Source organism: Cohnella sp., from assembly GCF_041641335.1.
In the GTDB taxonomy this organism is placed as follows: domain Bacteria; phylum Bacillota; class Bacilli; order Paenibacillales; family Paenibacillaceae; genus Cohnella.
The window spans coordinates 31,459-52,353 of the sequence record NZ_JBEPYQ010000004.1 but is presented as its reverse complement, the minus strand read 5'-3'; the positions used below and the strand labels follow the sequence as shown (position 1 = coordinate 52,353).

Genomic DNA, 20,895 nt, shown 5'->3' with positions numbered 1-20,895 from the left:
GCGAGATCGCCGAGGCTGGATTGTCCGTTATGGATTATTGGGCTTCGATCAGCCCGTATCTGCCGTCGTCCCGACGGTAAACGACATTCACTTCCTTCGTGTCGGTATTCGCGAACACGTAGAAGTTGTGTCCGACGAGATTCATCTGCAGGATCGCTTCCTCGACGTCCATCGGCTTCAGGTTGAAGCGCTTGGTCCGTACGAGCTCCAGGTTCTCGTCTTCTTCGCGAGCCAACGTCGACACGCTGCTTCCGTTGCCGAAGTCTTCTTTGAATAACGCTCTGGCAGATCCCGGCTCGCGGAATTTGCGGTTGATCTTCGTCTTGTGCTTGCGAATCTGTCTTTCCAGTTTGTCCACTACGAAATCGATCGAAGCGTACATGTCGTCCCGCTTCTCTTCGGCGCGAAGCATCGCTCCCGGTAGCGGAATCATAACCTCGATGGTTTGGTGGCCCTTCGTAACGCTCAAGGTTACATTAACATCGGATTGCGGAGGCGTTTCAAAATACTTTTCCAGACGACTCAGCTTCTTCTCCACGTACTCTCTTAAAGCATCTGTGACTTCCATGCGCTGACCTCGAATGTTGTATTTCATGGGGCAACTCCTCCTTTGCTTACCTCCATCATATCACATTTGAGAGGGGCTATTCAAAACATTCAGTTAATAATTTTGAATTTTTTGAAAACTTAAATTATTTCTGCGAATCGTCGAATCGGAGAAAAGAAAAACCCTGGATTACTCCAGGGAAGCGGTGCGTTGTTCTTATGTGAGTTAGGCGCGATCGCGCCGGATGATTACAGTTTGGTAACGTTAGCCGCTTGAGGACCTCTTGCGCCTTGTACGATGTCGAATTCCACCGATTGGCCTTCTTCAAGCGCTTTGTAACCGTCCATTTGAATAGCCGAGAAGTGAACGAACACGTCCCCACCTTGCTCGGTTTCAATGAAACCGTAACCCTTTTCTGCATTGAACCATTTTACTTTACCTTGCATGTGTTAAACATTCCCTTCATATTCAAATGACGTTAGACATAGGCATCTATACCCAGCCCACATCCCGAATATAACATCAGGTAAAGATTGGTGTCAATGATTTTTTTGTAAGCGGTGTCATCTTGTATGCATCAATCTTGAAATTCAGCTGATGTTTCACTCTTTACGCAGCTTAGCCGTGACGAATTTAACTCCATCAATGACATCTTGAATGTCAGCATCAGTCATTTTCGGAAAAAGAGGCAGCGTCATGGCTGTCCGATAATAGCGTTCCGCTTCTATGAATCCGTCCGAGCTGTATCCGAGCTTCCGATAGAACGGCTGTCGGTAGATAGGAATGTAATGGACATGAACGCCAATTCTCAAATTGCGAAGCTCTTCGAATGCACGATCTCGTCCTCCGTCAAAGTGCTCCTCATCCCATCTAAGGATGTACAAGTGCCAGCTCGAATCCGTTTGTGGAAGCTGAAAGGGGATCTGCAATCCTGGAACATCGCTGAAGGCTTGATTATAAGCTTGCGCAATCTCCCTTCTGCGTTCGACGAAGCCATCCAGTTTTGCCATCTGAGACGTTCCTAACGACGCTTGTATATCCGTTATACGATAATTGTAGCCTAACTGCTGCATCTCGTAATACCAGGGCCCGTCATTTTGCTCTAGAAGCTGCTGATCTTTTGTCATGCCGTGGCTGCGAAACATCAGAAGTTTCTCGTAATATGCCCGATTGGCCGTAACAATGACCCCGCCTTCCCCCGTCGTAACATGCTTGACAGGATGAAAGCTGAACATCGTCATATCGGCCAGCGAGCCTACACGTCTTCCAGAATAGGTGGCACCCAGGGAATGCGCAGCGTCTTGAATCAATACGAGACCATGATCCCTAGCCAACATGGACAATCGATCGATCTCGACCGGCTGTCCGGTAAAATCGACAGCTATAATCGCTTTCGTTCTGGACGTAAGTTTCTTAGCAACCTCATCTGGATCGAGATTATAGGTATCCGAGCGAATGTCCGCGAAAACTGGTGTTCCTCCGCAGTAGAGAACGCAATTGCTGCTTGCGAGAAACGTGATCGGAGTCGTGATGACCTCGTCTCCTGCACCAATACCGGCCGCATAGCAGGCGCCATGAAGCGCGGCCGTCCCATTGCAGAAAGCAACGGCGAACTTTGCTCCCGAATATTCCGCAACCGCCCGCTCGAATCGTTCAATAGCCGGGCCTTGCGTTATGAAGTCGCTTCTAAGCACATTGACAACGGCTGCGATGTCGTCTTCGTCAATGGCTTGTTGGCCGTAGGGGAGAAAGGTAGTTCGCGTCGGACGGTTAGACTCGGTCATACTATGCTTCTCCTTCCATCCAATTAAATTAAGTTGGTGGATTGAATCCACCACTCAGTACGGCTAATGCCTTCTTCCAACGAAACCTCGGGCTTCCAATCTAGGAGCCTGCTCGCTTTCCTGTAATCGCACAGCAGCTTTTGAATCTCGCTTTGAGGATGAATATGCTCGACGTGCGCGATACGTTCCGCATCCCCAACAACAAGTTCCGCTAACTCGTTGATCGAAATATCCCGTCCCAATCCCGCATTAACGATCTCACCGTTCACAGTGTCCGAGTAACCGGCCTCTACTACGAATCGTGCGCAGTCTTCCACATACAGCAGATCTCTCGTCTGCGTTCCGTCTCCGTAAATATTCAGAGTCTTTCCCGCTAACTTGTTTTTGATGAAAATCGCAACGACTCCGCCTTCTCCCCCTGTCTTCTGGAAGGGACCGTATGTATTGAATGGACGAATGACCACCGTTGGCAGCCCGTAAGCATAATAATAGGACAGCACCATGTTCTCGGCGCCGATCTTTGCCCCGGCATAGGGAGATGCCGGTTTCGTAGGATGCAGTTCAGAGATTCCTGAAGCGTCTGTGCAGCGGTCGTACACCATGCAGGTGCTCATAAATACGACTTTGACCTGATGCTTACGGCATTGCTCCAAGATATAAAAGGTACCGACGGTATCGTTATTGAAGGTAGTGCGCGGGTCATCGATGGAGTCCTGGACGTTAATGGACGCTCCAAGATGGTAGCAAATATCAAGGGCATGCTTATCGAACAATTCAGCAAGCAAAGCTTCGTCCAGAATGGAGCCTCTTACGAAAGCTCTCAATCCGGGGTGACCGCGAAACTCTTCAATATTTTCCTCGCGTCCGTTGGACAAGTCGTCTAGAATCCATACGGCATGTCCGTCGTCCAAAAGCCGCTTAGTCACCCATCTGCCGATAAATCCGGCTCCTCCGGTGAGTAGAATATTCATTTATAGAACCTCCGACTTGGAATTTATTCATCCAAAAACTTCGTAGCAAGAATGGCATGCTCCTCAAGAAGACAAGGGATGCCATCCAATGTCGGGTAAGCAATCAGTGCCTCCCGCGAAAAATAGGCATTGTTTTTATAGATAAGCTCCGTCTTCGTAACTGGGCATTGGAAACCGGCATTTCCGGAAGCCTCGTTCTTCTCGATAATAAGAAGACCTGTCGGATTGAGCGCGTTGGCGCTAAGGCCGAACAAACGATGCTCAATGACTTTGTACCCCAACTCCCGAGCCGTTCCGTGCAAGTCGCGAATGTATCCGTGCTCGACCATTCGGGCGCGGGCTCTGTCATCCGCGAGCTCGTAAGCGGGCTCCAGCAGCACCAGGTATCTATTCGCTACGCGATACAGTTCCTCCAGCGCTTCTCGTTCTCTTCCACCGTTAGGTTCGAGGGAATGAGACGTATATACAATGTCGACTGAACTATCTTTAAGCGGGATATTAAATAAATCACCGACGAATAATTCAGCTCGTTGTCCGATACTTTCAAGAAATTTTCTGCCGTACTTCACGCGAGACCAGGAAATATCGAATCCGAAAGAGGATTTCGGAGGATGATTAAGATGGGACTGCAACGGCCCCAAGGTTGTCGCCTCTCCAACTCCGACCTCCAATATTGTATCAAAGCTCCCCAATTGATCTATTGTCTGTGCCAGTTGGGCCGCATACTTTTGGAGAAAATCAAACCTTCTATGATACCGATCCGTATAAGTTCCCGCTTGAAAGTCATAGCTGATGCGAATATCTTCCACCGTATTGTGCTTTCGCTCATCCATTTCCTTTAGAAAACGGATGATATTTTGCTTCTGTTCGTATATTTCTTTTATTTTGTCTAAAACACGAATCTTCTCCATGTATGGCTGACTCCTGACTAAGCAAATTTGATTTGCAGAGCTATGATTCCTCTAAAGCCAGAATCTCATCAAGCACAATAGGACGGGAGGACCGCTCGAACAGTTCTAATGCCTTGCCGTTCATCATCCTTCGTTCATCAGGTAAACTCATGGCTCGTTCCACGATCTTCCTGTAAGTACCGGGATTCACTTGATCGTGCCACCCTAGGCTCCATACCGCTCCGTACTTTTCGGCCGCGTCCACACTCGCCTTTTGATTATCCGCTACGATCGTTATTGCGGAAGGAAGTCCCAGGAAACAACGCTCCCACATCGCAACACCGCCGGCTCCTAACGCGAAATCGGCTTGCGCGATATGTTCCGCCATATTATCGACTTGAACATATAATCTAACTTTATCCATCTGGCCGCATAGTTCCCGAATATATCCCCTATTAGGATTCGCCGAACCAATAATGACGGTTGTGTGGGATGGCACGACATCCAATTCCGACAACGCCTTCAGCGCTTTGACCGTCTCATTCGTCGGGTCGCTTCCACCGAAAAACACGAGCAAGTTCTCCAGACGCCCTTGTCTCCGGGAAAGTTTTCTTTTCAGCGAATAGAAGCTAGGACTCAGCAGTAAGTAACGCGGGCCGATTAGTCGCTTGCAGTGCAAGGGCACCAGTTCCCGATATCGGGTTTCTTCATCCGCATGCAGATTCTGATCCAGCAACAGGTCGCACAGGTGAGATCGATTAGCCAAATCGTCAATGACCATGATGTATTCAACGTAAGGCTTCAGTATCGCTTCCCAATCGCGGTCAATCTCATAATGGTCGATAATGAGCCAATTTACAGAACGGTTCATTTGCTTTAGGATACGAACCGTTGCCGCTGCATCTTCCTGCGAACGCCCCAACTGCATTGGTGAATACTCATCGATCCAGATTACTCGATACCCACGTTTCTCTATTTCGTCTCCCAGGTTCCCATTAAGCCTTCGGCAGATAAAGAGAGAAGCATAGCCCCTCTCTCTCATTGCATCGGCCAAGGTCAGGCATCTCATGACATGTCCGGTTCCAATGGACACGGAAGCATCTACCCGAAATACGACTAGTCTCATCAGGTCAGATCACCGCTTTTTGTTCGATGTGGGCGTTCAAGGCCGCAACGTCCGGATTGCCCAACAAGTAAGCAATCACCTTCGTAGTAGGAACGGCGATGTCGTCCGGGAAAGCTTCGGAGATCGCTTTGCACAGCGCATAATCCTCTGGTGTGTCCAGGGTGATGCGCAGCTCCGGGTGCCTGAGAGCCGGAGGAACCTCGAATAACGTTCGAGTGAATGCATCCGGAAATTCCTTGGCATAGTAAGTGACGTGTTCCCGGTGCCTGGGCTCACGTCCCAGCTTGTCCATGGAAAGAAGAGCCGATAAGGACATAAGCTCCGCATTGATTCCTCTCGGCAACAGCAAATCGTGATCGGGATAGATTACGAAGTCGGCTGGCTCGTCTCTCATCTTCTTCACCACATCGCTAGCGAATTCATAGTCGATGAAGGGGCAGTCTCCTGTAACCCTCATGACGTAATCCGGAGCATACGGCGCGGAAGCTTCCACGTAGCGGGATAACACGTCTTCCTCCGATCCTCGATAGCAAGATACGCGATGGTGAGCACACCACTGTTCGACGGCATCGTCCTGCTCTGAACGGGATGTCGCGACGACAACATCCATAGCGGAAGTCACTAGTCGGCACCGATCGACGACATACCCCAGAACGGAACTGGCGCCCAGCGGCATTAGAATTTTGCCCGGCAATCGCGAAGACCCCATTCTGGCCTGAATGACGATTAATGTTTTCATACTAAATTCCAGTCCAGCGGCGTCCCTAATGCGATATCTTGGCGAGCTGTCTTTCCGATTAGTGTATCGTAATACTTCGGAGGCAGGCCCGCTCCCGGACGAATAGCTCTAATATTATCCGCAGTGAAGACTTCGCCCGCTTTGATATTTTTTACCACGTACAAGGACCGGCGATGAGTCATGGAATGTTTTTCTGCTTCCGTTGGCCCGTACTGAATATGCCCAAGGCTTTGCCATGCTCGCGTCGCTTCTTCCACGAGCGCTTTCATCTCGTGAGGCTCCATCGAGAAGGCCGAGTCCACGCCCCCATCTGCACGAGCCAGCGTAAAGTGCTTTTCGATAACTGTACCGCCGAGCGCAACGCTCGCTACGCTGACCCCGATTCCGTAAGTATGATCCGATATGCCCACTTCGCAATCGAAAAGCTGCTTTAAGTGCGGCATCGTTAATAGATTGGAATTTTCCGGTGTCGATGGATAGGTGCTTGTGCATTTCAGGAGGACGAGATGCTCGCAGCCCGCTTCACGAGCAGCCCTTACAGTTTCGTCCAACTCGGCCACCGTAGCCATCCCGGTTGAAATAATAAGCGGTTTGCCCGTTCTCGCAGCTTTGCGAATCAAGGGAATGTCCGTGTTCTCGAAAGACGCGATTTTATATGCCGGCACATCCAGACTCTCCAAGAAATCAACAGCCGTCTCATCGAAAGGTGTGCTGAACGGAATAATTCCTCGCTCACGACAACGATCGAAGATCGGCTTGTGCCACTCCCATGGCGTATATGCTTCTTGATAGAGCTTGTATAGGGACGCTCCTTTCCACAGACTGGAATCATCGCTAATAAAAAAATCGCCCTCATCGATGTCGAGCGTCATTGTGTCCGCCGTATACGTCTGCAGCTTCAACGCATCGACTCCTGCATCCGCAGCAGCATCGACAATAGCAAGCGCCCTGTCCAGAGATTGATTATGGTTACCGGACATCTCAGCGATTACGAATGGCTTGTGACCGCTTCCTATGAATCTATTCGCAATTCGAAATTCCTTAGTCATATCTGTGCTCCTTCGAATGATATCCCGAGTCAATTATAATCTCCAATCCATCAAACTCTCTACGGCACTGACTTCAAAGGTGGGAATACCTAGCCGTTCTGACACCTGCTTGCGCTCGGAAAATGCGTCATCTATAAAGATAGCCCTCTCAGATTTCATATGCAGACACTTCTGATCGAAGCTCTTTAACCATATGATAGTATCGAAAAGCGTTGTAATTTTAAACTTTTCAAGAGTCTCTGAAAGTTCATGACGGTGTTTAGTGATGAGGTGAACATTCTTTCCTTTATTACGGCATTGATATATGAAAGCGATTATTAGGGGATTCACCAGATTATTAACGAGAATCGTATCATCTAAATCCACATATACATCGTCGTATTCGTAATGAATATGGTAAAGAGACGTTTGAACCTTTACAGCCTTTATTTGTAACTCTCTTTCCCTTATCTCGATATCATGTCCCAACCGATCGAATAACGATAAGGTAGCCAGATTAACACCTTTGTTCCGATAGAACCCCATCTGCGCTGAAAAGCCTGGAGTAATTCCGATTAAGGCTGTATCCTGACTTTTCATCATCGCGATCTCGAATGACCATGGACCCCTCAACTGAATTTTGTTGTTTATCTTCTTGGCTATTCCGCGAACATGATCCAAGGCCAGAATTGAAATATTGGGTTCACGCAGTACATACTCCGTGTTCTCGAGTATTTTTGTAAACTTAATATCTCCTTGTCTATCTGTGAAGCAAACAACAGAATAGATCTCAAATTGTGATTCTTCTAGCTTTTGAAGACTACTGGAATCCTGTACTAACAGATCCTTATTAAAAAAGTCAGATATATTCTCAGCAGAATCACAAACAAGACACGCTTCATGTGAACATGCTACGACCTCTGCCTGCTGAATCAAACCGTATTTTGATAGTATTAACCTTGCCTCGGAGTTCGCTGGATAAATAAAATCGATTTGCAAACGTTCCACGATTTCAGTTAACTCATCAACAAAGTGTGCTTCATCTAGATTCAGTACACCTTCATGATTGAGATATACATGTTCACCTCGATCTCCATTCGTATCACTCACTCCATATAGGCGATAATGAATCATTTGGCCAAGCGATTTGTTTAATTCCAGCCCCTCATCTGTACCGCAGGGGTATACTAATACATTCTTCACTACTGGTCACCCGACCTTATTCAGAAACATACACCGCTTCATCGTAACGAAGCATCTTTAAGCCCGCTTGATAGGGATGTAGCTGTCCCGGTTGCAGATTATGTTTACCCGCGATAAAATCAGCATAAGGAATCCCAGATTGAATGGTAAGAGGAACTCCGCCGCCAAAGCGGGGATTAACCTCAATGAAGTAGAACTTCCCTGTACTTTTTTCTTTAATGCCTTGAATTGTTACTGGGCCTATTAAGTTAAGGTGTTTAAGTAGTTCTACGCTTTGTAACGTCAACGATTCGTCCTCAACAGTAATCGACTTGCTGACCTCCCCAGATCGAACTTCTAAACGCAGCCTCGGAACAACCGAGAGTATTTGACCATCCTCGGCAACATAAGCATCGATACTGTATTCTTGACCTTCTATAAATCGTTGGATAATTTGATTCGGTTTCTTTGAAAAATAATGTGCAATTTCATTGGATTCCAAGATGTAAACTCCTTGGCTGCCCATTCCTAGTCTGGGCTTAACAACCCACTTATGCTCTAAGTCAAATGATGTCATCTCGCTATAAGTTTCAGGAGTAGAGAATCCATTGCGAATCAAACATCCGTATAATTGAAATTTATCCAAACACATTTCCAATGAATTAGTGTTGGATACAATCACCTTGATTCCCAACTCTAAAAAATCATGTTTTCGTTCAGCTAACTGTATTAGTTCTGGCTCATATAATGGGATTATGAAATTCACACTATGTTCTTTGCATAATTCAAGTAATAGATCTGAATATAAGCGATCATTGTACTTAGGAACCTTATATATTCTATCTACAATCATTTGTGCAGAACAATCTTTCGGATTAATATCCGTCCCTATTACATCCCAACCGTTACTTATAAAGTGTCTGACAAGTTGGATTCTTCTTCCAATCGAAGTAATGAGAATGGTGCTAATTCGATATCACCCCTCAGAAATTTGGTGCATCTTAATCTTATATTACAAAAGCCAATTAATTGTGTGCACTACTTTCTTTACGAGCAATTACAAAAATATTCGTTGGGCTTCTATCGCTCTTATATATTTTATCCATTATGAACGCGATACTGTTAATTAAGCCTATTAATGGAGACAAGAATACCATCCTCGCAATACTTGGTTTGAAGTTAAATGTACTCTCATCATATTTCGAAATTACGATATCCATATTTAATGTCAATGCTAAACTTGCAAATACACCTCCTTGTTGTTTGGACGAGATAATTGAGAACCCATTTCTCTTAAGTAATGTTGACATCCCAATCGGAGTAAATCGGTAATAGTCATGAGGTTCTAAATGTATAGGAGAAATATGAGGTACTGAAATTAATACTAGACCCCCAACTTTCAATATTCTATTTATCTCCGACAATGCAAGATTGGTGTCAGAGACGTGTTCCAGAACCTGCATTGATACTGCACAATCAAAAGTTTCATCACCTAATGGCAGTTTTAAGACATCGCCAGTTACTTGCTGTATCTCTCTTTTTTCTGATTTTGGAAGGGAGTTGGGAAAATCAACGGCAGTATATTCGTCTACATTAAAAAGATCATAATAGGGACTCTTTCCAGCACCGATATCTACTAATTTCCCTTGAAACAATGTTGAGTATTCTTTTATATCTCTAATTATTTTGCTTACATTATGATAGTTAAAGCTAAAAATTGTATTGTAGGGATGAATTCCACAAATTCTGCTATGCAAAAATTTTATTCCCCCCCCATAAACTCTCTTTAGCAATTTAAGTTTTCCATTCCACACCAAAAAGTTATTTGATTTCTTAAATCCCATACCAACCAACTGTTCTGAAATCTCCTTATAGTAAGAACTTGCAATAAATATAAGTACATCGCCTTTATCCTCTGTAAGTAGTTTCTCAGGCCCCTCTATCCGTAACCCTTCGAAAACCATCCCCCTTTTCTCAACATTGTTATCTACCATATATGACAATTTATCCTTGTAGGGAAAGTTTAACAGGAAATCTTTCGCTGCATTCCCACCACCAAATATTACATATTTTTTTCTACTTAAATTTCTCCTGTTTAGTCTCATTAAGCTAGCTCCCTAATAACATTTGGTTAAGCTTTCTGTGCAATACGCCCTGTGTAATCTATTTTATGTAGAAGTAATTTCAAATTATTTTCACTGATATACTTATCAATCGCTTCTTTTGCCCCATTCCAGTGTCCGTAGTCGTCTAGGATAATAATGCCATTGCAACTTAAGATCGGAAAGAGGTACTTCAGTTCATGATAGGTTGATTCATAAAAATCAGTATCTAATCTCAATAAAGCAACTTTACTAGGAATAACATTCGGAATTGTATCTTCAACTAGACCTTCAATGAAGATAATATTATCCGCTGGATACCCCGTTTTTTTCATATTTATCTTAACTTCAGAGATAGGGGACTCACACCAATGTTCACCATTATGTTCCAACCATTTATCGATTGCACTTTCTCCTGCATGATTAATGTCGATTTTATTAGGCATTGGCATTCCGGAGTAAGTGTCATATAGATAAAGCTTCCGATTCACACAATTCAATTGTTTGAGAGTAAGGGCGCACAGCATCATACTCCCACCTCTCCACACGCCACATTCAACAATATCGCCTTCTATATCTATACTTACTATATGTTTAATCGATTGATATAGAGCATACATACGCTCTACGGACGTCCCAGTATAGCTCATGCACTGGATATAAATATCATAAAACTCATCTTCCATATCATCATGTATCCTAAAATATTTTTTTGCAATTTTACGTGGCGCATATAAATATGCATGAAAATAATTGACGTTTTCGATGAGCCCTATACTTGTAAGTTGTGATGAAATACTGCTATAATATGAGCTCGCAATTAATATTTTGAAGTTCTTAAGTTCATCTAGATTACAGTCGTTCAAATTCTTTATTATTTTATTTTTGTGAAGTTCCCCCCACTTCAACGGATCATTATCTAGGTAGTACTTCACTTGTAGATTTGGACAATCTTCAATAAATCTTTTCTGTAAACTGCCGGTTCCAAATATTATGAACTCTTCATTAATAGATTGATCAGGTGTCATAGAATCCCTCCCCATATTATTCGAAATGTACTTAAAGTTAGCTACGCAAGTATAATATTGGATTTAGATACCCCAAGGTTTATTAGTTGACAATAGATTTCATTATAATAACTTGAAGCAATTATCACGTTATGTTTATTAATTAGCTCGATACTCGGCGCAATTATATCGATATCAAAAAACTTAGCACCCCATTTTTGTTTATCGTTATCCAAAAATCCACTTATCTTCAACTCACTTCCATACTTTTCGTTCACCAACTGAATTGACTTAAAAACATTCTCAGCGTGACTTCCCGTTCCAAAGATGAGAGTCGGTTTATGTGGAGCAGTCAGAAATTTAATAAAGTCCATATGAAAAGCTTTTAGCTTTTTATTTTCCATCAAAATACGATTAAGTAAATCGTTCTGATTATTAAATCGCTGAGCAAGAGATTTCGGAGTACCACCTCTCACCACGAAAGGCGCCCCTCTTGGTACTGTAATTTCATCAAAGCCTTGGTAGGCGGCGCGGAATGCTCTGCGGGGTTTATCACTATGAACCTCTTCACTAGAATGAAATAAATGCGAACTAAAAATAACCGCATCTCCTGCATCCATTTCCAGATATATTGCTTTACTCTCATCGACATACTCCTGATTGATCCTACTGTGATGTGCTTCACCTTGAACAGTATGATAAGGATATAAGCCATTTTTATGCGAGCCCGGTATGACCTTTAAACATCCATTTTCGATTTTGGCATCGTCAATAGCGACCCAAACGATATATTTAATTGGTTCGTGGGCTCTGCTTATAAAATCTTGATGCCATGGAACACCATTTTTCTTTCCTTTGGGTTTATATAGCAAGCTATTCTCATATAAAAAAATGTCTGGACCTATCACATTCTCTAGTTGGTCCAGGACGCTCGGGAGTTTCGCCCAATTATGAAACTCCGGATGTCTTTGGAAAACGTCCAAAAAAACACCATTCTCATTGCGATGCGGTAAGTAATACTTATAAAAGGGATCCAGTCCCTGATGATCAACAAAATGAATTAAATCCTCAGTGAACTCTCTCATTGCTGCTAATGTTGCACTATCCACTGCATTACGCACTACACAAAATCCACTTTCCTGCAAATTAGAAGTAGGCATGGTTAGTTGTCCTCCACTCTTTTTTTATATTTTTCAAAAAAAAGACTCGGATCAGTTAATAAGTGACTGCTTTCCGCAATCTCCTCGTCTGTCCAATTCCACCATTTTGTATGGTTTAATATATCGATTTCACTTTCCGAAAAGCGGTACCTCAAAACCTTTGCCGGAACTCCTATCGCTATAGCATAATCGGGTATATCTGTTGTTACAACCGCATTAGCTCCTATGATAGCACCATTGCCAATTTTCACCGAAGGCATTACTACAACCCCGGCTCCGATCCAAACGTCATTTCCGATGATGATTTTATCATTCTTACAATACTTCGAGATCTCTTTCAAATAAGGCCGATTATATTTGTCCAGTATTCCTACGGGAACGTGATCATGCCCGCACAAATGGTTTTTATCCTTGTACAGCATTGGATGTGTAGAAATTAAGCTAATAGGATGATTGCCTGCGCCTAGAACCACATCTTCATGGATTGAACAAAAAGAACCGATGCTTTCAATCTTGCACCCCGAGTAGCAATGCTTCTCCACTCCAAAGCTATATCTACCAACCGAAACTCCATTTATTATTCTAGGTCTAGTTGCGTTATAATTTACTTCCCTTCTGTTCAATAAATAAAAATCTTTATTATTTTGAAAGCCCATTTGTTCTAATTGCATAGCTATTTCTCCACTATATACACTTGCCACAAGCACTACTATATTAGAATGTAATTCTTCCAATATATTAATCGGATTTTTAATCGATAGACCGTTTAGTTGTTGATCCCATTTTGATTGATCATTATCAATAAAATACTTCGGAGAGTATGATAAACTCCTCAGTGCAACAAGGGTTAATTTCCCGTATTCCCCGCAACCAAAAATAACGATTTCTTTATCTAACAGCGATTTTTCAATTTTAATAAGTCGTTGCACTATTTTTCCGAAAATATATTATCCCTCCAATGAAGGTGAAATTCACACCTCTTGTGTATCTTGCTCCTTTTTGTTTCGATTAATTGTTTTTATGCATTCCCATACTCGATACATCCAATCTAAATTTTTGCTCAAAATAATAAAGTAGATTGCATAGGTTAGCCAACCAAAAAACGATGATATTGAAATAACGAAAAATATTGTAAAGATATCAACCCCAGGGATAATTCCCTTGTTCAAAAACCATTGTTTCCATTTTGATCTTACTAGTGTCTGTTTTCTTGCAAAAGGTAGAACAAAACTATGAACAATCCAAACATCTAAAAATATTGTTAGTGGAAGAGCAATTTTAGCCCATAATGGTACTTCAACACTTATAGCTAGACTTAGGAATATCACAAGCCGAACAATTTGATCACTTATCTGATCCAACTTAGCTCCGAAAGGAGTACAACGATTTGTTAATCTGGCTAAATTACCATCTGCCCCATCTAGGAAATGATGTATCTGAAGCAACAGTGCTCCCGCAATCCAAAACTCGAGCAAGAAGAAAACCCCTGCAATAACTCCTATTAGTCCATTAAATATAGTTACCGTATTGGGGGATAATTTAAGATCATAAGCCCACTTTGTGAAAAAGGGATCAATCAAATGCGCATAATATCGATTTACTACATATTCATGCTGCCTACGTTGCTGAACTACATATTTATTTCTGAAGCGAATGTACTTCCCCTTCCAAGTGGAGTTCAGCTCACTCACTCCTTAAGTTGTTCATTCACTCTAATCAAATCTTCTTCGAAATCGATTTCCGTACAAATTAGATCGGAAATATCAACGGGTACTATTTGAAGTCCGTGAGGCAGTGCAAATTCGATTGCTTTCTCAAAATAATCAGTATCCAAACAATCATTTAGCATTTTCAGCAATAAACTAATGTCCGCTGCAATAACCTTATTAATTCCTACAGCCTCACCCTCAGGATTTTCGACCTGTTTAGAAACCTCATTAATAATTCCATTACTATTCAGTGCATACTTTACTTCTTCTTGCCCGACCGCTAAAGTGTTCACAGCCATACATGATCGAGGTTCACGTATAAGCCGATCAATTACGAGATGATCAAAGACGACATCGCCATTAATCCAAATAACATCCTCATTTTGAACTTTCCTTAATCCACGAAGCAAGCTTTTGGAGGTATTTGTTGTATCGAAATAATCATTGTAAACATATGCAACATCCGGGAATGCCTCCATGATCAGTTCCTTCTTGAAACCAACTACGACATAAATATCTTCTATGCTTACATAACGGAGTAACGCTTTGATTTGATTCTGCATGATACTACGACCATTCGATAGGAGGGTTAGTGTTTTGGGATGAGGCTTCCCCAAACGCGATCCTATTCCTGCTGCTAGTATAATTATCTTCACTCCCCTAATCCTCCTATGCCAAAATTATTTAAATGGAACATTATACTGTCCGCTACTTAGAGTCATATTAGGCATTTGTGATAGTAAACTATCAATGTTTTGTATTGGAAAGGAAAAAATCACTTTCTCGTGTTGCATTCTTTCATAACTTTCTGGAGATTTAATGGGTATATTATGCAAAATTTTTCCTATCTTATTAGGGTCTTTATCCAGGATACCTGTAATTGTATAATCATTCTGATGAAGCCATGATACGATTAGTTGGCCAATATCGCCTGCCCCCCAAACAATAAAGGAGCATTCTTTATTAGCATTAATAAAATGTTGGAATGTATTCTTATCAAAAGCGATACTCTCTTCTACGCTCTTCCTTGGTAAGTTGTTTTCCTGACTTTCTAATTTCTTGATGGCGTGATAAGCCCTCAGAGCAGCTAGATCATCCTGATACGAATATAAATCGAGATTGAGATCACTATAATCGACAATATCTTCATCAAGTACTTTCTCTACAATATCAATCAATTCCGAAGGATTACTTGTATTAGCGAACACACTCCTCATTTGAACGTCCAAACTCATTTCTTGATTTGGTTCTTGAACCTGTAAATCTCCGATATTACTCATTTTCCTGATATTGAGAACACCTGTGTCCAAAATAGATTCTGAAATTGAGTTGGCCAATATAATTTTCTTTTTTGCTAGCATTGCATCAAAGATAGCACCGCTGTAATCACTAATCACTAAATCGCTAACGGGAAACAGACTGAATAAATCAACAGTTTCGTCACAAACAAATAAGCCCGGAAATGCAGAATGATCAAAAGAGTATTGTCCACTAAGAGCAATACCATGATGTAGCTTAATGATGACCTTATACTTTGTTAATAATTGATTTATCGCTGCCTTAAACCATTCGAACGAAGATAAATCTCCCCATGTCGGACAAAATAACAAGGTCTCCTTAGGTTCTTTCTCTAACCAATAAGATAGAGAATCACCGTCTATACTCAAAACGTTTTCTTGCAAGCCTTGACTTATGCCGATAAACCTAGGATGTCCTACAGAGATAGTGGGGGCGAACCCCTCTAGTTTTCTCTCAGAATAAGGACCATAGGCCAAAATTAAATCAAAGTTCTTATTCCATTCCGCATAATTCCAAGCATCTTTTGCGTAACCGTAAAGCATTCGAATACGAAGAATATCTTTATCGATAAAATTAAAAACCGGAAGAAAATAGGGTGCTACAACTGCCTTAAGAAGTATACGTCTCGATATTAGATCAGCTGTAGTGCAGTAAGGAATTCCATGATCTTCAAAGTAGCCAACTAATTTCTCATAACGATTATTCGTATAATGCGGTGTTGCTGTTATAAAGATCGCCCGTTCGTCAAAGTGAGAGGAGATTCGTTTGAAGTGCAAGTAGTGAAATATTGTGGTACATGCAAAACCAATATAATTAACCATTTCTTCCTCCCAATTTAGAAGAATCCAATAAAGTCTTCCAAAGGCGCAAAACCTTTCCCCTTTAGCTGCTCTCCAATTGCATAAAGGCCAGGTTGTGATGTTATGATTACTTTATCACCTTCAAGTAGTATATCCGGTGAAAAAACAGGAATTCCGTTCAATCCTTTCGACTGTTTATTCAAATCAGAATCAATAAATCCATGTATTACAAGTTCTCGAGGTAAAATAAAATTAAATACACTCTCTCCTTTAGCTCCCGCTCCCCATAAATATACTTTATTTCCGTTTTCAAATAGGGCTCTGATTTCTTGTTCTTTTATTTTATATACCGTGTTCCAAAAAGAGGAATGTTCTTTTACAGTTAGTGAGTTGGCGGATACTCTTACATGAGTTAGCACCTCATTTACTGTCCCCATCTTATAACCCGATTTGTTCATCAGGTAAAAGAGTTTATAATCCTCGCCCATTCTCAAACTAGTATCATAACCGATTTTTTTGACTACTTGAGCATTCGCCATTATTGTGGCATGAGGGATGCAACAAGTCCAATATAGCTTCTCTGCAATGTCAGATGTGGATACAACAGTATTTTTAAACTGCTCCCTGAATGCTTTGAAATCTTTATATCGATTGGTATGTGATATTGCTTCATCGTGCGGAAAATATTCAATAAGTGTCTTCACAAGCGTAAGATCTTTGTGACTATCCAAATACTCTTTTTGTTTTTGCAGGCGTGCCGGAAGGTAAATATCATCGGCATCTGCTTTGGCTATATATTTACCATTAATTTTAGAAAGCCCATACTGCAATGCAGCGGACACACCTTTATTTTCTTTGAGTTGATAGGCTTTTATTCGCTTATCTGAGTAGGACTCAATTATTTCTATCGTACTATCCGTGGAACCATCATCCACAATAACGAACTCGAAATCCTCATAGGTTTGATTCAATATGCTATCTATCGATTCTTTCAAGAACTCTTCACCATTATATACGGACATTAGAACACTAATAGTAGGCATTAACGTTCTCCTTCCCAAGTTCCTACACTTATATTTTCGACAATTATGACAAAAAAGCTTAGCAATCCTCGACATTTAATTCGGACCGCTAGGCGTTAACTAATCTCAAAAATTTGTACAAGAATAAATTCTAAATCTTGGGTACGTGAATGGAAGTTATACCCTTGATTAGGATGGATATTAATAACTTCGCCTAACCCATACTCATTTAATATTTTCGATTGTGACAATATCCCTACACCACTAACGACTGTTATGATATGGATTTCCTTTTCGCTTGTTTTACCGCACCAAGTCGAATTTGCATAAACTTTCACGCGTTTGGTAATGGTATGTTTCCCATCTTTAAGTAGGTGGTCCAACACACGATAAGTACCCCAGTGTCGCTCTTCGTACATTGTTATTTGCTTGAAATCTTTCATCAGCTCTTTAAGCCGTGGACTTGTCGGTTTATCCGTCACCAATATGCCCTCATGGCTCACAGCTATCACTGCATTCGATATATTTAGAACAAATACAGGGATATTTAACTCATTTACAATATGAGTATTACGACTATCCTCGCTAAGAGTTCCTCTGCCTATTATATTTTCCTGAATCTCCTCCGTAATTGTATTCCAGGTGCCTAGATCCTTCCAATATCCGTTATACGAAATAGCAACTACCTTTTGGGCTTCTTCGACCACTGCAAAGTCGAAGCTGATTTTTTCAAGTTGATCATATGTTTGTTGAAGTTTGGAGAAGCTCAGAGGCTGCTTTTTTTCACGCATAATATCCAGCACATAAGAAAGCTTAAAAGCAAATACGCCACAGTTCCATAGGGCTCGTTCTTCAATAAGTTTTTCAGCCTGTTGCTCAGAAGGTTTCTCAAAAAACGATTGAACGTTAAAATACCTTTTATCCCTATCTGAAACTCCAGGAATAATATAGCCGTATTTACCAGAGGGATACGTAGGTTGAGCCCCCATTAAAACTAATTCCGCTGAAGAAGCCTCCAACACACGTTCCATCTCAAGTATATTTTGAAAATATTCACTTTCAACATATGGATCAACCGGAAGGACGCAAATAATTTCATCTTCTGGTATCTTAAGAACATCTTTAAGATATAAGCAAGAAAGGGAAATCGCAGGAAAGGTGTCCCTTCTTTCCGGCTCTATAATTACCGAGATATCCGAACCAAGTTGTTGCTTGATTATTTCGATATGAGAAGCGCTTGCGACGATATGGACATCAGAAATTATTCCGATATGAGCTAGTTGCCCCCATACTCTTTGTAACATTGATTCGTATGTTCCATTTTCATTTTTTAATATTTTCAGGAATTGCTTGGACCTCGCATCGCTAGATAAAGGCCAAAGACGTTTTCCCGATCCACCTGACAATAATATAAATTTCATATACCATTATCCATTCGTTCTTTGTATTCCGTGCAATACCATTCATAAGTTAACCTTATCCCATCTTTCAAGGATGTTTTAGCTGTCCAGCCTAAAGAGGTTAACTTGGATACATCCAATAGTTTTCTCGGTGTACCGTCTGGTTTTTCCGTATTATACCTAATCGATCCTTGATATTCTACGATTTCTCCAATCATCTCCGCCAGAGCTGATATGCTTATATCCGAGCCTGTCCCGACATTTAACAATCCAATATCATTCGTATTTACTTTATTCATAATAAAAAGGCAAGCATCGGCCAAGTCGTCTGCGAATAGAAACTCCCTGCGCGGTGTTCCAGTCCCCCATAGCTCGACAGCCCGATTTTTCGATTTCTTAGCTTCCGCAAATTTACGTATTAATGCCGGCAATACATGTGAGGATTGCAAGTCGAAATTATCATATAATCCATAGATATTGGTTGGCATGACAGATAGATAGTTTGTACCAAACTGACGATTATAAGATTCACACATTTTCAATCCTGCAATTTTTGCGATTGCATAGGGTTCATTTGTAGGCTCCAAATATCCACTAAGCAAATGCTCCTCTTTCATCGGCTGAGGAGCAAATTTGGGATATATACAGGAACTCCCAAGGAACAAAAGTTTCTTGACCTGGTATAGATATGAGGAATGAATTACATTCATTTGTATCGCCATATTGTCCCGTATAAAATCTGCTGGAAAAGTTGAATTAGCAAGAATACCTCCAACCTTAGCTGCAGCTAGAAATACGTATTCAGGTTTCTCCTCATCGAAAAACGACTCTACCTCGGTAGAGTTTCGCAGATCCAACTCCGCGCTAGTGCGGAATACAATATTGCTATAACCGAATTCTTTAAGTCTTCTAACAATAGCAGAACCGACAAGACCTCTATGTCCAGCTACATAAATCTTAGATTTCTTATTCATTTATAGTCACCTGATTTCGCACCTTCTGTAGCCACAAGCTTCCACCTGAATTTTTCACACTTAAGGGCATCATCGATTCCATTTCGTCCTTAAAAAGCTTATGAGCCATATCGTTCCAAAACACGATTTGATAATTCTGATTGAATTGAAGGAAAGCTCTAAGTAAGTAGGCCTCATTCCAATATCTTCCCTTTGCAATCCAGTTCTCAGGATATTCGAAAGGAAAAAAGATATCATGAAAGTGGATATAAACGCCTTCCTTTAACCGGGGAATAATTTCGAATAAAATGTAATTCACATCACTCCCTACTTTAGATACATGCGAACTGTCAACAAACAAGATATCTCCAGACTGAAGCTTATCAAAACAGCTAAGGTCTACTCCCTGAACCGGTTTTTGAATCAACTCAAAACAATCTTGCGTAGTTCCTCCCAGCAAACTATTCAATCTATCTGGATAGGGTTCAATCGTCTTGAGATCAAATTCAACATTTGTAAAAATATCCCTGACATCCAGCATAAGCGCAGTCGTGTAACCACCACCAACCTCTATGATCCTTTTCGGTTGCAGATGTCTCAATAAAGAAAACAATATCAAACTATCCGTTTCACAAAATAACCGATTGTTAAAAGTAAATCTTAACTGTTTATCCGAATGTCCCCAGGGTAAACTCGAATAATAAACAGACAACGCTCTGAGAAGTTCAACTTGCTTCTTAATATCAATGTTTATACCGGGCAGATCAGTATTTGCTTGTCTGAAAATGTTCTCTCTCTCTTCTATTACTTTTTTTACATCAGGGACAGGGGAATAAAAATGTCCCGGTGCATACGCCCCGCCATAAACTTCAAACAATAAATCCTTTGCCTTATAAAAGTGTACATTTTCTTCAAGTCCCATCCCTAATAACTGATTAGCAATCTCATCATGATATTCACTTGTAATAATAACTTTAGCGCTTATTCCTGATTTTATGATCTCAGAAGGAGGATGGATTGGCCGTTCATTAAAGAATGCCCCCCATTTTTTCTCGTTGTTATCAACAAAAAAAATTATATTCATAATTGGAACGATCTCGAGAAAGCGTGACGCAGCTCTCCCTGTTCCGAATAGAATTACGTCCCCTCTAACCGCTTCATAAATTAACTTCAAAG

21 protein-coding genes are annotated in these 20,895 nt (G+C 41.5%); all 21 read right to left on the bottom strand.

Annotation, left to right across the window (positions count from 1 at the left end; translation table 11 throughout):
• Nucleotides 1–34: 34 nt before the first annotated feature.
• Complete coding sequence (gene hpf, locus ACESLM_RS02185) at nt 35–595, bottom strand: ribosome hibernation-promoting factor, HPF/YfiA family (RefSeq protein ID WP_372629579.1); 561 nt, start codon at nt 593–595, stop codon at nt 35–37.
• 200 nt (nt 596–795) lie between these two features.
• A complete protein-coding gene (locus ACESLM_RS02180) occupies nt 796–993 on the bottom strand; it encodes a cold shock domain-containing protein (RefSeq protein ID WP_094047522.1) in 198 nt (65 codons plus the stop codon).
• Between the two features lie 156 nt (nt 994–1,149).
• Entirely contained in the window at nt 1,150–2,331 is a 1,182-nt protein-coding gene (gene pseC / locus ACESLM_RS02175) for a UDP-4-amino-4,6-dideoxy-N-acetyl-beta-L-altrosamine transaminase (protein WP_372629577.1), read from the bottom strand.
• A 23-nt stretch (nt 2,332–2,354) separates the two neighbouring features.
• Nucleotides 2,355–3,302: a dTDP-glucose 4,6-dehydratase gene (locus tag ACESLM_RS02170; protein ID WP_372629575.1), complete on the bottom strand. Its 948-nt coding sequence runs from the start codon at nt 3,300–3,302 to the stop codon at nt 2,355–2,357.
• 23 nt (nt 3,303–3,325) lie between these two features.
• Nucleotides 3,326–4,213 (bottom strand): methyltransferase domain-containing protein, encoded by an 888-nt coding sequence (locus ACESLM_RS02165; RefSeq protein WP_372629573.1) that lies wholly within the window; start codon nt 4,211–4,213, stop codon nt 3,326–3,328.
• A 40-nt stretch (nt 4,214–4,253) separates the two neighbouring features.
• Complete coding sequence (pseG, locus tag ACESLM_RS02160; RefSeq protein WP_372629571.1) at nt 4,254–5,318, bottom strand: UDP-2,4-diacetamido-2,4,6-trideoxy-beta-L-altropyranose hydrolase; 1,065 nt, start codon at nt 5,316–5,318, stop codon at nt 4,254–4,256.
• A gap of 4 nt (nt 5,319–5,322) precedes the next feature.
• Nucleotides 5,323–6,057, bottom strand: a complete 735-nt coding sequence (locus tag ACESLM_RS02155) for a cytidylyltransferase domain-containing protein (RefSeq protein WP_372629569.1) — start codon at nt 6,055–6,057, stop codon at nt 5,323–5,325.
• On the bottom strand, nt 6,054–7,106 hold the full coding sequence (pseI, locus tag ACESLM_RS02150; RefSeq protein WP_372629567.1) for a pseudaminic acid synthase: 1,053 nt from the start codon (nt 7,104–7,106) through the stop codon (nt 6,054–6,056). The genes ACESLM_RS02155 and pseI overlap by 4 nt, the downstream gene beginning before the upstream one ends.
• A 33-nt stretch (nt 7,107–7,139) precedes the next feature.
• Nucleotides 7,140–8,288: a hypothetical protein gene (locus ACESLM_RS02145; protein WP_372629565.1), complete on the bottom strand. Its 1,149-nt coding sequence runs from the start codon at nt 8,286–8,288 to the stop codon at nt 7,140–7,142.
• A gap of 16 nt (nt 8,289–8,304) precedes the next feature.
• Nucleotides 8,305–9,222, bottom strand: a complete 918-nt coding sequence (locus ACESLM_RS02140) for an ATP-grasp domain-containing protein (RefSeq protein ID WP_372629673.1) — start codon at nt 9,220–9,222, stop codon at nt 8,305–8,307.
• A gap of 70 nt (nt 9,223–9,292) precedes the next feature.
• A complete protein-coding gene (locus tag ACESLM_RS02135; RefSeq protein WP_372629562.1) occupies nt 9,293–10,372 on the bottom strand; it encodes a class I SAM-dependent methyltransferase in 1,080 nt (359 codons plus the stop codon).
• 26 nt (nt 10,373–10,398) lie between these two features.
• Nucleotides 10,399–11,397 (bottom strand): TylF/MycF/NovP-related O-methyltransferase, encoded by a 999-nt coding sequence (locus ACESLM_RS02130; RefSeq protein ID WP_372629559.1) that lies wholly within the window; start codon nt 11,395–11,397, stop codon nt 10,399–10,401.
• Between the two features lie 41 nt (nt 11,398–11,438).
• Nucleotides 11,439–12,536: a phytanoyl-CoA dioxygenase family protein gene (locus ACESLM_RS02125; RefSeq protein ID WP_372629557.1), complete on the bottom strand. Its 1,098-nt coding sequence runs from the start codon at nt 12,534–12,536 to the stop codon at nt 11,439–11,441.
• 2 nt (nt 12,537–12,538) lie between these two features.
• Nucleotides 12,539–13,465 (bottom strand): CatB-related O-acetyltransferase, encoded by a 927-nt coding sequence (locus ACESLM_RS02120; RefSeq protein ID WP_372629555.1) that lies wholly within the window; start codon nt 13,463–13,465, stop codon nt 12,539–12,541.
• Between the two features lie 42 nt (nt 13,466–13,507).
• On the bottom strand, nt 13,508–14,227 hold the full coding sequence (locus tag ACESLM_RS02115) for a CDP-alcohol phosphatidyltransferase family protein (protein WP_372629553.1): 720 nt from the start codon (nt 14,225–14,227) through the stop codon (nt 13,508–13,510).
• Nucleotides 14,224–14,901 carry a phosphocholine cytidylyltransferase family protein gene (locus ACESLM_RS02110; protein WP_372629551.1) on the bottom strand — a complete coding sequence of 226 codons (678 nt, stop codon included), beginning with the start codon at nt 14,899–14,901 and terminating at the stop codon, nt 14,224–14,226. The genes ACESLM_RS02115 and ACESLM_RS02110 overlap by 4 nt, the downstream gene beginning before the upstream one ends.
• 24 nt (nt 14,902–14,925) lie before the next feature.
• Nucleotides 14,926–16,365: a CDP-glycerol glycerophosphotransferase family protein gene (locus tag ACESLM_RS02105; protein ID WP_372629549.1), complete on the bottom strand. Its 1,440-nt coding sequence runs from the start codon at nt 16,363–16,365 to the stop codon at nt 14,926–14,928.
• A gap of 14 nt (nt 16,366–16,379) precedes the next feature.
• Nucleotides 16,380–17,387 (bottom strand): glycosyltransferase, encoded by a 1,008-nt coding sequence (locus ACESLM_RS02100; RefSeq protein WP_372629547.1) that lies wholly within the window; start codon nt 17,385–17,387, stop codon nt 16,380–16,382.
• Nucleotides 17,388–17,482: 95 nt separating this feature from the next.
• Complete coding sequence (locus ACESLM_RS02095) at nt 17,483–18,787, bottom strand: sugar phosphate nucleotidyltransferase (RefSeq protein ID WP_372629545.1); 1,305 nt, start codon at nt 18,785–18,787, stop codon at nt 17,483–17,485.
• Nucleotides 18,784–19,740 (bottom strand): GDP-L-fucose synthase family protein, encoded by a 957-nt coding sequence (locus ACESLM_RS02090; protein ID WP_372629543.1) that lies wholly within the window; start codon nt 19,738–19,740, stop codon nt 18,784–18,786. Before ACESLM_RS02090 ends, ACESLM_RS02095 begins: the two co-directional genes overlap by 4 nt.
• Nucleotides 19,733–20,893, bottom strand: a complete 1,161-nt coding sequence (locus ACESLM_RS02085) for a class I SAM-dependent methyltransferase (protein WP_372629541.1) — start codon at nt 20,891–20,893, stop codon at nt 19,733–19,735. Before ACESLM_RS02085 ends, ACESLM_RS02090 begins: the two co-directional genes overlap by 8 nt.
• Between the last annotated feature and the right edge of the window lie 2 nt (nt 20,894–20,895).